Source organism: Pseudomonas sp. PAMC 26793, assembly GCF_000313235.1.
In the GTDB taxonomy this organism is placed as follows: domain Bacteria; phylum Pseudomonadota; class Gammaproteobacteria; order Pseudomonadales; family Pseudomonadaceae; genus Aquipseudomonas; species Aquipseudomonas yamanorum.
Map to the genome: position 1 here is coordinate 117076 of NZ_AMXG01000040.1, position 12189 is coordinate 129264.

7 protein-coding genes are annotated in these 12189 nt (G+C 62.0%); 5 read left to right on the top strand and 2 right to left on the bottom strand.

Annotation, left to right across the window (positions count from 1 at the left end; translation table 11 throughout):
- Positions 1-38 precede the first annotated feature (38 nt).
- From D109_RS0121510 to D109_RS0121525, 3 genes are all read left to right on the top strand, one after another.
- Complete coding sequence (locus D109_RS0121510; RefSeq protein WP_026078130.1) at positions 39-1259, top strand: carbohydrate porin; 1221 nt, start codon at positions 39-41, stop codon at positions 1257-1259.
- 143 nt (positions 1260-1402) lie between these two features.
- Positions 1403-3931 carry a phosphoenolpyruvate--protein phosphotransferase gene (gene ptsP, locus D109_RS0121520; protein ID WP_017478682.1) on the top strand — a complete coding sequence of 843 codons (2529 nt, stop codon included), beginning with the start codon at positions 1403-1405 and terminating at the stop codon, positions 3929-3931.
- 1 nt (position 3932) lies between these two features.
- Positions 3933-4235, top strand: coding sequence for a PTS transporter subunit EIIB (locus D109_RS0121525; protein ID WP_017478683.1), 303 nt, complete (start codon positions 3933-3935; stop codon positions 4233-4235).
- 137 nt (positions 4236-4372) lie between these two features.
- Here D109_RS0121525 and mltF read toward each other — a convergent pair whose 3' ends face one another.
- A complete protein-coding gene (mltF, locus tag D109_RS0121530) occupies positions 4373-5833 on the bottom strand; it encodes a membrane-bound lytic murein transglycosylase MltF (protein WP_026078131.1) in 1461 nt (486 codons plus the stop codon).
- A gap of 287 nt (positions 5834-6120) precedes the next feature.
- Between mltF and purL the strand changes: the two genes are divergently transcribed.
- Both purL and D109_RS0121540 read left to right on the top strand, forming a co-directional pair.
- Positions 6121-10017: a phosphoribosylformylglycinamidine synthase gene (gene purL, locus D109_RS0121535; RefSeq protein ID WP_017478685.1), complete on the top strand. Its 3897-nt coding sequence runs from the start codon at positions 6121-6123 to the stop codon at positions 10015-10017.
- A gap of 4 nt (positions 10018-10021) precedes the next feature.
- The gene (locus D109_RS0121540; RefSeq protein WP_017478686.1) at positions 10022-10333 is read left to right on the top strand and encodes an NIF3 1; all 312 of its coding nucleotides are present in this window, start codon (positions 10022-10024) and stop codon (positions 10331-10333) included.
- Positions 10334-10513: 180 nt separating this feature from the next.
- Here the strand turns inward: D109_RS0121540 and nagE are convergent, their stop codons facing one another.
- Entirely contained in the window at positions 10514-12172 is a 1659-nt protein-coding gene (gene nagE, locus D109_RS0121545; RefSeq protein WP_207198348.1) for an N-acetylglucosamine-specific PTS transporter subunit IIBC, read from the bottom strand.
- Positions 12173-12189: the final 17 nt, after the last annotated feature.

The following is a 12189-nucleotide window of genomic DNA, read 5'->3' on the forward strand; positions in this document are numbered from 1 at the left end:
CGCTTTAAAAAAACATAATAAAAATATCGGAGTGCTTCATGAAAACAACAATAAAGCTGGGCCTCGTTGCATCCTGCCTGACCTTGCCGATGGCAGCTCATGCGTTGGAATTTGCCGGCTACTTGCGTAGCGGCGCGGGGACTTCAACCGGCAGTGGCAAGCAGCAGTGCTTCCAGTTGCCGGGTGCACAATCCAAATACCGTCTGGGCAACGAGTGCGAGCAGTACGCCGAACTCGAGTTGCGCCAGGACCTGCTGACCCTCGACGACGGCTCGGTGTTCAGCGTCGATGCCATGGCCTCGTTGTACAACAAGTACGACCGGGCGCTGAAGTTCCAGGGTGAAGAAAACGGCTCGGCCCGCATGCCGCAGATGTATGCGCAGTGGTCGAACATTCCCAGCCTCAACGGCGGTTCGCTGTGGGCCGGCCGGCGCTATTACAAACGAAACGACATCCATATCTCCGACTTCTACTACTGGAACCAGAGCGCCACAGGCGGCGGTATCGAGGACGTGAAAATCGGCGACCTGAAGTACAGCTATGCGCTGTCCCGCAAGGACAACCTGTACCAGAAGGAATACGCCACCCGTCACGACTTCAACGTGGCCGGCTTCAAGACCAACCCCGGCGGTGAGCTGGAACTGGGCTTGAGTTACATCGAAAAAGCCGGTGGCCGTGAGACCAACAGTGGCTGGGCCATTACCGCCCAGCACGTGCAGAAACCCTTCCTCGGCGGGCGCAACAAGTTTGCCCTGCAGTACGGAGAAGGCCCCGGCACCGGCCTCGGCTACACCGGCGATACCTTCCTCGATAAAAGCAGCAAGAGCTACCGCGCGGTGGAGTTCTTCGACTGGCAAGTGACCCCGCGTTTTGGCGGGCAGATCGAGGCCGTGTACCAGAAGGATATTCGCCCGGGCAGCCAGGACCAGACCTGGATGTCGCTGGGCGTGCGCCCGGCCTATGCCATCTCCGAACAGTTCAAACTGGTCACCGAACTTGGCCATGATCAGGTCGAGGCCACCGGTGGTACGCGCAAGCTGAGCAAATTTACCTTCGCCCCGACCTGGTCCCCCAAAGGCCCGGATTTCTGGGCACGACCGGAAGTGCGCTTGTATTACACCTACGCGACCTGGAACGAAGCGGCCAAGCGTGCGGCCAATGAACTGGCGGCAGGTTCGGCGTTGTCCGACACCGGCAGCTACGGCACGGCGTTGCATGGTTCCAATTTTGGTGTGCAAGTCGAATATTGGTGGAAGTAATCACTTATCTGTAGGAGCGAGCTTGCTCGCGAAAAACTCAAGGGCAACGCGTCTATCCAGAATGCACGCGTTATCGTTGACGACCTTCGCGAGCAAGCTCGCTCCTACAGGGATTTTTACAGAACAAGACAGCAGGTGAAGTCATGACCACAACTCAACCCCTTGAATTGCTGGCGCCCTTGTCTGGGGTGCTGCTCGCCCTGGACCAGGTGCCTGATCCGGTGTTCTCCAGTCGCCTGATCGGCGATGGCCTGTGCATCGATCCGACCTCGCAGACCCTCTGCGCGCCGCTGGCCGGGGTGATCAGCAATATCCAGGACAGTGGTCATGCGGTGAGTGTCACCGACGACAACGGCGTCCAGGTGCTGATGCACATCGGCCTGGACACCGTGAATCTCGCGGGCAAGGGGTTCACCCGGCTGGTTGAGGAAGGCCAGCGGGTGGAAGCCGGGCAACCGCTGATTGAATTCGATGCCGACTACGTGGCGCTCAATGCCCGTAGTTTGCTGACCCTGATGCTGGTGGTCAGTGGTGAGCCCTTCAAACTGCTGACGCCCGAGCAGGGTTTGGTGGATGTGGGGCAACCGCTGCTGCGAGTAACGCCGCAAGCCGTTGCCGACGAGGTAAAGGACGAGGAGGGGGACGCCTTGTTCTCCAAGCCACTGACCTTGCCCAACGCCAACGGCCTGCATGCGCGCCCGGCGGCGGTGCTGGCGCAGGCGGCCAAAGGCTTCAAGGCGAGTATTTACCTGCACAAGCAAACCGAGAGCGCCAACGCCAAGTCGCTGGTGCGGATCATGGCGTTGCAGACGGTGCAGGGTGACATCGTGCAAGTCAGCGCGGCAGGCGAGGACGCCGAAGCGGCGATCCAGGCGCTGGTAACCTTGCTGGCCGAAGGCTGCGGGGAAGCCGTCACGGCTCATTCACCTGCTGCACCCGTGGTGCCTGATTCATCGGCGACCATGCTGCGCGGTGTGTGTGCCTCGCCCGGTTCGGCGTTTGGCCAGGTGGTGCAGGTTAAAGAACCGGCATTGACCTTCGCCGAAGCCGGCAACGGTGAGGCGCTGGAGCGCGCGGCCCTGACCCATGCCCTGAACAACGCCAACCAGGCGCTGCAAGCCTTGCAGGAAAAGGCCGTCGGCACCGCCCAGTCCGAGATCTTCCGCGCCCATCAGGAGTTACTGGACGATCCGGCCCTGCTGGAACAGACCCGCGACCTGCTGGACCAGGGCAAAAGCGCGGCCTTCGCCTGGAACAGCGCCACCGAAGCCACCGCCACGCTCTTCCAGGGCCTGGGCAATGCCTTGCTCGCCGAGCGCGCTGCCGACCTGGCTGACGTTGGCCAGCGGGTGTTGAAACTGATCCTCGGGGTTCATGACCGCGCCTGGGATTTACCGGAGCAGGCGATCCTGATTGCCGAGCAACTGACGCCTTCGCAAACTGCCAGCCTCGACACCCGCAAGGTGTTGGGCTTCGTCACGGTGGGCGGTGGTGCTACCAGCCACGTCGCCATCCTTGCCCGCGCCCTTGGCTTGCCGGCCATCTGCGGCGTGCCGGCGCAGGTGCTGGAGTTGACCAACGGCAAGCAGGTGCTGCTGGATGCCGACAAAGGCGAGCTGCACCTTAACCCGGACCTGGCCGAGATCGAGCAACTGCAAGCCACCCGCCAACAGCACGTGCTGCGCCGCCAGCGGGAAGTGGAACAGGCTTCATTGCCCGCCACCACTCGCGATGGTCATCACGTCGAAGTGACGGCCAACGTCGCGTCGTTGCAGGAGGTGGAGCAGGCATTGTCCCTGGGCGGGGAAGGTGTCGGTTTGCTGCGTTCCGAATTCCTCTATCTGGACCGTAACCGCGCACCGAGCCCCGAGGAACAGGCGGGCACCTACAGCGCCATCGCCCGCGCGTTGGGCCCCGAGCGCAACCTGGTGGTGCGCACCCTGGACGTCGGTGGCGACAAGCCGCTGGCCTATGTGCCGATGGACAGCGAGACCAACCCGTTCCTCGGCCTCCGCGGGATTCGCCTATGCCTGGAACGCCCGGAACTGCTGCGCGAACAATTCCGCGCGATTCTCGCCAGTGCCGGTTTCGCCCGCCTGCACATCATGTTGCCGATGGTCAGCCTGCTTTCGGAATTGCGCCTGGCGCGCAAGATTCTTGAAGAGGAAGCGTTGGCCCTGGGGCTGACGGAATTGCCGAAGCTGGGAATCATGATCGAAGTGCCGTCGGCGGCGTTGATGGCCGATCTGTTTGCGCCTGAGGTGGATTTCTTCTCCATCGGCACCAACGACCTGACCCAATACACCCTGGCCATGGACCGCGATCACCCGCGCCTCGCCAGCCAGGCCGACAGCTTTCACCCGGCGGTGCTGCGCCTGATCGCCAGCACCGTCAAGGCGGCCCATGCCCATGGCAAGTGGGTCGGTGTGTGCGGAGCGCTGGCGTCTGAAGCGCTGGCGGTGCCGGTGCTGATCGGGTTGGGGGTGGATGAGTTGTCGGTCAGCGTGCCGTTGATCCCGACCATCAAGGCCACCGTGCGCGAACTGGACCTGGCGGACTGCCAATCCATCGCGCGCCAGGTACTCGGCCTGGAAGAAGCGGCGCAGGTACGTGAGGCGTTGCGCCTGTACCACGCGGCTACCGTTGAAACCTCATTGGTTGTGGAGCACTGACATGTTCGAGAAATTTCAGCGGGCGTTCTGGAAGGCCCTGACCCCGGATTTGGTTCTTGAAACACCCCAGGCGGTCGTTGCGCCTGTGGACGAAACAGCGTTGGCGCCGGCGGTGCTGAATGCGCTGGGTGGGGCGGAGAATCTCAAGTCGCAGCAGCGGGTGGCACTGACCCGGGTGCGGGTGCAGTTGAAGGATGCGGGGCGGCTGGATACGAGCGCGTTGAAGGTGGCGGGCGTGCCGGGCGTGATGGTGTTGGCGGATGGGGTGGTGCACTTGCTTACCGGCCTGAACACCGCTCTATAAATCAACGGAGATCAAATGTGGGAGCGGGCTTGCTCGCGAATGCGGTGTGTCAGTTAATGCATTTGCCGGCTGACATACCGCATTAGCGAGCAAGCCCGCTCCCACATTGGTTTTGTGGTGTCTGGAGAATGGGGGGATTAGAGCTGCGGGGTTTCGTCGGTCGGCTTGGTCTTGTCCACACCCGGCACATGCAGGTTGCCTTCCACCACCTGATTGCCTTCCAACTGCGGCTGCGTCACCCACGTCAGGATGTCGTAGTAGCGCCGGATGTTCGCCACAAAGTGCACGGGCTCACCGCCACGGGCGTAGCCATAACGCGTCTTGCTGTACCACTGCTTCTGCGACAGGCGCGGCAGCATCTTCTTCACGTCCAGCCACTTGTTCGGGTTCAGGCCTTCCTTTTCGGCCAGCTTGCGCGCGTCATCCAGGTGGCCTGTACCGACGTTGTACGCCGCCAGGGCAAACCAGGTGCGGTCCGGCTCGGCAATCTTGTCGTCCAGCTCAGCCTTGATCTTGGCCAGGTACTTGGCGCCGCCCATGATGCTCTGCTTGGCGTCCAGGCGGTTGGACACGCCCATGGCCTGCGCGGTGTTCTGGGTCAGCATCATCAGGCCGCGCACGCCGGTCTTGGAGGTCACCGCCGGCTGCCAGAGTGATTCCTGGTAGCCGATGGCCGCCAGCAGTCGCCAGTCGACCTTTTCTTCCTTGGCATAGGCGCGGAAGTGTTTCTCGTACTTGGGCAGGCGCTGCTGCAAATGCTGGGCGAAGGTGTAGGCACCCATGTAGCCGAGTACATCCACGTGCCCGTAATAGCGATCTTTCAGACGCTGCAGGGTGCCGTTCTTTTCGACCTTGTCGAGGTAGCTGTTCACCTCGTTGAGCAGGCTGTTGTCTTCGCCGGAGGCGACCGCCCAGGCTTGATGGCTGGCGTCACCGAGGTCAAAGGCCACCCGCACGTTGGGGAAGTACACCTGGTTCATCGCTACTTCGTTGGAGTCCACCAGGGTCAGGTCAATTTGCCCTTCGTCCACCATGCGCAACAGGTCGACCACCTCAACGGCATCGGATTCTTCGTATTCAATTCCGGGAAATTGCTTTTTCAACTGCGCCAGTTGTTCGGCGTGGGTGCTGCCCTTGAGCACCATGATCTTCTTGCCCACCAGGTCTGCCGCGGTGGTCGGGCGGGACTGGCCGTTGCGGTAGATGATCTGCGGGGTGACTTCCAGATACGGATGGGAGAAACGCACTTGCTGGCGACGCGGCTCACTGCTGACCAGACCGGCGGCGGCCAGTACCGGGCCGTTGGGTTTGCCGATCTGTGAGAACAGGTCATCCAGGTTGTCAGCGGTCTCGATCTCCAGCTTTACCCCCAGCTCGTCGGCAAAACGCTTCACCAGTTCGTATTCGAAACCGGTTTCGCCGTTACGGTCCTGGAAATAAGTAGCCGGGCTGTTTCGGGTGACCACCCGCAATACGCCATCCTCCTTGATTCGCTCGAGCGTGTTGGGTTTATCCACACACGCGCTGAGCAGCAGGAAGAGTCCGGTGACGAAGAGCCATTTGGCGCATCGCGGGCGTAAAGCAGTAGGGGAGAACATCTGCGCAGTATACGCAAAGGACCCTCGGCGCCATATCTCGACAGCGGGGCACTTGTCTGCTAGCGCCCGTAAACCTTGGCTGCAGGCCGCAGAAACGGGGCTTGGCAGCCGATTGTGACGGTTAAAATAACTGCCCCGAATACCCGGGATGGCCCTCTGATACCGTACGATTTATGCCAACTGACGTCCGGCAGCGGCCATAGGTGCCGTTTCGGGTGCCGTTGGCGACGGTTTACGCTAGAATGCACGGCCTCAAAGCACACCCCCTTCCCGAGGCTGTCCCGAAGATGTTGATCCTGCGCGGCGCTCCTGCCCTTTCTGCCTTTCGCCACAGCAAACTCCTTGAGCAACTGAGCCAGAAGGTACCTTCTGTCAGTGGCTTGTATGCTGAATTTGCTCACTTCGCCGACGTTACCGGCGTTTTGACCGCCGACGAACAGCAAGTGCTGGCGCGCCTTCTGAAGTACGGTCCCAGCGTTCCTGTTCAAGAGCCTAATGGCCGCTTGTTCCTGGTTTTGCCACGGTTCGGCACCATCTCGCCCTGGTCGAGCAAGGCCAGCGACATCGCCCGCAACTGCGGTCTGGAAAAAATCCAGCGCCTGGAGCGCGGGATCGCCTTCTATGTAGCAGGCCAGTTCAGCGACGCCGAGGCCGAGCTGATCGCCAGCAGCCTGCATGACCGCATGACCCAGATCATCGTGGGCCAGCTGGAACAGGCCGCCGGTCTGTTCAGCCACGCCGAGCCCAAGCCGCTGACCGCGATTGACGTGCTCGGTGGCGGTCGCGCCGCGCTGGAAACCGCCAACACCGAGCTGGGCCTGGCCCTGGCTGAAGACGAAATTGACTACCTGGTCAACGCCTTCATCGGCCTGAAGCGCAACCCGCACGACATCGAACTGATGATGTTCGCCCAGGCGAACTCCGAGCACTGCCGCCACAAGATCTTCAACGCCAGTTGGGACATCGACGGCCAGAGCCAGGAAAAAAGCCTGTTCGGCATGATCAAGAACACCTACGTGATGCACAGCGAAGGCGTTCTGTCGGCTTATAAGGACAACGCCTCGGTCATCGTCGGCTCCGTCGCTGGCCGTTTCTTCCCGGACCCTGAGACCCGCCAGTACGGCGCGGTGCAGGAGCCGGTGCACATCCTGATGAAAGTCGAGACCCACAACCACCCGACCGCGATTGCCCCGTTCCCGGGCGCAGCCACCGGTTCCGGCGGCGAGATTCGCGACGAAGGTGCAACCGGTCGTGGCGCCAAGCCAAAGGCTGGCCTCACTGGCTTCACCGTGTCCAACCTGCAGATCCCTGGCTTCGAACAGCCGTGGGAAGTGCCGTACGGCAAGCCTGAGCGCATCGTCACCGCGCTGGACATCATGATCGAAGGCCCGCTGGGCGGCGCTGCGTTCAACAACGAATTCGGTCGTCCGGCCCTGACCGGTTACTTCCGTACTTTCGAGCAGTCCATCACCACCCCCCGTGGGGATGAAGTGCGCGGTTACCACAAGCCGATCATGTTGGCCGGCGGCATGGGCAACATCCGCGCCGAGCACGTACAGAAAGGCGAGATTCTGGTCGGCTCCAAGCTGATCGTCCTCGGCGGCCCGGCGATGCTGATCGGCCTGGGCGGCGGCGCTGCTTCCTCCATGGCCACCGGCACCAGCTCGGCCGACCTGGACTTCGCTTCCGTTCAGCGTGAAAACCCTGAGATGGAACGCCGTTGCCAGGAAGTCATCGACCGTTGCTGGCAGTTGGGTGACAAGAACCCCATCAGCTTCATCCACGACGTCGGCGCGGGTGGTTTGTCCAACGCCTTCCCGGAACTGGTCAACGACGGCGACCGTGGCGGCCGTTTTGAACTGCGCAACATTCCAAACGACGAGCCGGGCATGGCCCCGCACGAAATCTGGAGCAACGAATCCCAAGAACGCTACGTATTGGCGGTGGGTCCTGCGGACTTCGAACGCTTCCAGGCAATCTGCGAACGCGAGCGCTGCCCGTTTGCCGTGGTCGGCGAAGCCACTGCTGAGCCGCAACTGACGGTCACCGACAGCCACTTCGGCAACAGCCCGGTGGACATGCCGCTGGAAGTGCTGCTGGGCAAAGCCCCGCGCATGCACCGTTCCGCCGTGCGTGAAAACGAACTGGGCGACGATTTCGATCCATCGACCCTGGCCATCGCCGACTGCGTGGAGCGCGTCCTGCACCACCCGGCCGTTGCCAGCAAAAGCTTCCTGATCACCATCGGCGACCGCACCATTACCGGTCTGGTTGCCCGTGATCAGATGGTCGGCCCGTGGCAGGTTCCCGTGGCTGACGTTGCCGTCACCGCCACCAGCTTCGACGTGTACACCGGTGAAGCCATGGCCATGGGCGAGCGTACTCCGCTGGCGCTGCTGGACGCTCCGGCGTCGGGCCGCATGGCCATCGGCGAAACCCTGACCAACATCGCCGCGTCGCGTATCGCCAAGATCTCCGACATCAAGCTGTCGGCCAACTGGATGTCCGCTGCTGGTCACCCGGGTGAAGATGCGCGTCTGTACGACACCGTGAAAGCGGTCGGCATGGAGCTGTGCCCTGAACTGGGCATCACCATTCCGGTGGGCAAGGACTCCATGTCCATGGCCACCCGCTGGAACGATGAAGGCGTGGACAAGAGCGTCACCTCGCCGCTGTCGCTGATCGTCACCGGCTTTGCGCCCGTTACCGACATCCGCCAGACCCTGACCCCGCAACTGCGCATGGACAAGGGCACCACCGACCTGATCCTGATCGACCTCGGTCGCGGCCAGAACCGCATGGGCGCCTCGATCCTCGCCCAGGTGCACGGCAAGCTTGGCAAACAGGCCCCGGACGTCGACGACGCCGAAGACCTGAAAGCCTTCTTCGCCGTGATCCAGGGCCTGAACGCCGACGGTCACCTGCTGGCTTACCACGACCGTTCCGACGGTGGTTTGCTGACCAGCGCCGTGGAAATGGCCTTCGCCGGTCACTGCGGCCTGAACTTGAACCTCGATGGCCTGGCAGAAACTTCCGCCGACATCGCGGCAATCCTGTTCAACGAAGAACTGGGCGCCGTGATCCAGGTTCGCCAGGACGCAACGCCAGACGTACTCGCACAGTTCAGCGCCGCCGGCCTGGGCGACTGCGTGGCCGTGGTTGGCCAGCCGATCAACAACGGTGAAATCAACATCGTCTTTAACGGCGAAACCGTGTTTGAAGGCCAGCGCCGCTTGCTGCAACGCCAGTGGGCCGAGACCAGCTACCAGATCCAGCGCCTGCGTGACAACGCCGACTGCGCCGAGCAGGAATTCGACGTGATCCTGGAAGAAGACAACCCGGGCCTGAGCACCAAGCTCAGCTTCGACGTCAACCAGGACATCGCCGCGCCTTACATCAAGAAAGGCATCCGCCCACAAGTGGCCGTACTGCGTGAGCAGGGCGTCAACGGCCAGGTGGAAATGGCGGCGGCGTTCGACCGTGCCGGCTTCAATGCGATCGACGTGCACATGAGTGACATCCTCGCCGGTCGCGTTGACCTCAACGAGTTCAAAGGCCTCGTGGCCTGCGGCGGTTTCTCCTACGGCGACGTACTGGGTGCCGGTGAAGGCTGGGCCAAATCGGCCCTGTTCAACAGCCGTGCCCGCGACGCATTCCAGGGCTTCTTCGAGCGCAACGACAGCTTCACCCTGGGTGTGTGCAACGGTTGCCAGATGATGTCCAACCTCAGCGAACTGATCCCGGGCAGCGAGTTCTGGCCGCACTTCGTGCGTAACCGTTCCGAGCAGTTCGAAGCCCGTGTTGCGATGGTTCAGGTGCAGGAATCCAACTCGATCTTCCTGCAGGGCATGGCCGGTTCGCGCATGCCAATCGCCATCGCCCACGGTGAAGGCCATGCCGAGTTCGCCAGCGAAGAAGCACTGCTGGAAGCCGACCTGTCCGGTACCGTGGCCCTGCGTTTCGTCGACAACCACGGCAAGGTCACCGAAGGCTACCCGGCCAACCCGAACGGCTCGCCGCGCGGGATCACCGGCCTGACCAGCCGCGACGGTCGCGTCACCATCATGATGCCGCACCCGGAGCGCGTATTCCGCGCCGTACAGAACTCGTGGCGCCCGGAAGAGTGGAACGAAGACGGCGCGTGGATGCGCATGTTCCGCAACGCTCGCGTCTGGGTGAACTAAGACGGTGTACAAGCTCGCCTTCTTTGTGCCCGACAGCCATGTGGAGACGGTGAAAGCCGCCGTCTTCGCCGCGGGTGGCGGGCGTATCGGCCACTACGACAGCTGCGCCTGGCAGGTACTGGGCCAGGGCCAATTCCGCGCGATGGACGGCAGCCAGCCGTTTATCGGGCAGGTAGGGCAGGTTGAAGTGGTTGAAGAATGGAAGGTTGAGCTGGTGGTGGCAGATGAGTTGATCGTGGCTGTCGTGGCTGCGTTGAAGCTGAGCCATCCGTATGAGACACCGGCGTATGAGGTATGGCAGTTGGCGGATTTTTGATCCGCTGGTTGTGAAAACGAGAAACCCGCTGGGCCAGTTTGGTCAGCGGGTTTTTTGTTGCCTGTCACGGCCATTCGCGAGCAAGCCCGCTCCCACATTTGACCGCGTTGCCATGACGGGCAGCGATCAAAATGTGGGAGCGGGCTTGCTCGCGAAGAGGCCCTGATGCTCAGTAAAGATTCAGGCTTTTACCCCAACCTCACGGCCACTGACCAACCGTTCCAGTGCCTCACCCAAGCCCGAAGCCTTATCACCAATCAGCAAGTGCCAAACCCCGCTCTCAAGCTGGCTCACACCCTGGCAGCCCAGCGCCGTCAGTTGGGACTCCGACAACACCGAACCATCCCCCAACTCCACCCTCAGCCGCGTCATCGCCACCGCATCCAGTTGCAATACATTGGCCCGACCGCCCAAGGCACTCAGCCATTTCTCGGCCTCATGCACGTTCACCGGCGTGCTCTTCTCAACCGGCGCTACCACCACCGCAGGCGCCGCAACATACGAAGGCATCGCCAACCGAATCTCATCGGCGATGCTGTCCGCCATCGGCCCGACCACTACCTGCAAACTCCCACCGTTCCCCGGCCGAACCACCGCCATGGCACCCAGCGCTTTCAGCTCGGCATCCACCGCCTTGTTGCGATCCACCATGTCCAGCCGCAGGCGCGTTGTACAGGCACCTACACTCAGCAAATTCTCCGCACCACCCAGTGCCCGAATGTAAGCCCCGGCCCTCTGGTTATCGGTCATGGCTTCAGCCTGTACGACCTGAATATCCTCACGCCCCGGCGTCTTCAAATTGAAGCGACGAATGCAGTAATTGAACACGCTGTAGTAGATCACCGCGTACGCCAGGCCAACCGGGAACACCAGCCAGCCATTGGTGGATTTACCCCAACCCAGCACCATGTCGATAAACCCGCCGGAGAAGGTAAAGCCCAGGTGAATGTTGAGCATGTTGGTGACCGCCATCGACAAGCCGGTCAGCAGTGCATGGATCAGATACAGGAATGGCGCGAGGAACATGAACGCGAATTCAATCGGCTCGGTCACCCCGGTCAGGAACGAGGTCAGCGCCATCGACAGGAAAATCCCGCCCATGATCTTGCGCCGCTCCGGCAGGGCATTGCGGTACATCGCCAGGCACGCCGCCGGCAGGCCGAACAGCATGACCGGGAACATGCCGGTCATGAACTGGCCGCCTTTCGGGTCGCCGGCAAAGTAGCGGGTCAGGTCGCCGGTCACTACCGCGCCGGTCACCGGATCCGTGAAGCTGCCGAACACAAACCAGGCCATGTTGTTGAGGATATGGTGCAAGCCGGTGACGATCAGCAGGCGGTTGAACACGCCAAACACGAACGCGCCAAAGCTGCCGCTTTCCATCAGCAGTACGCCGAAGCTGTTGATGCCGTGCTGGATCGGTGGCCAGATCAAACCAAAGATTACCCCCAGCGCCACCGCGGAGAACCCGGTGACGATCGGCACAAACCGTCGCCCTCCAAAGAACGCCAGGTATTCGGGGAGCTTGATGTCCTTGAAGCGGTTATACAGCGCACCGGCCATCAAGCCGCTGGCGATCCCCGCGAGCATGCCCATGTTGATGCTGGCGTCCATCACCTTGAGGGTGGAGACCATCACCAGGTACCCAATGGCACCCGCCAGGCCCGCCGTGCCGTTGTTGTCGCGGGCAAAACCCACGGCAATCCCGATGGCGAAGATCAGCGCCAGGTTGGCGAAGATCGCCTGCCCGGCGTCGTGCATCACCGCGATGTTCAGCAAGTCGGTGTCGCCCAGTCGCAGCAGGAGGCCGGCGATCGGCAAAATCGCGATCGGCAGCATCAGCGCACGGCCCAGGC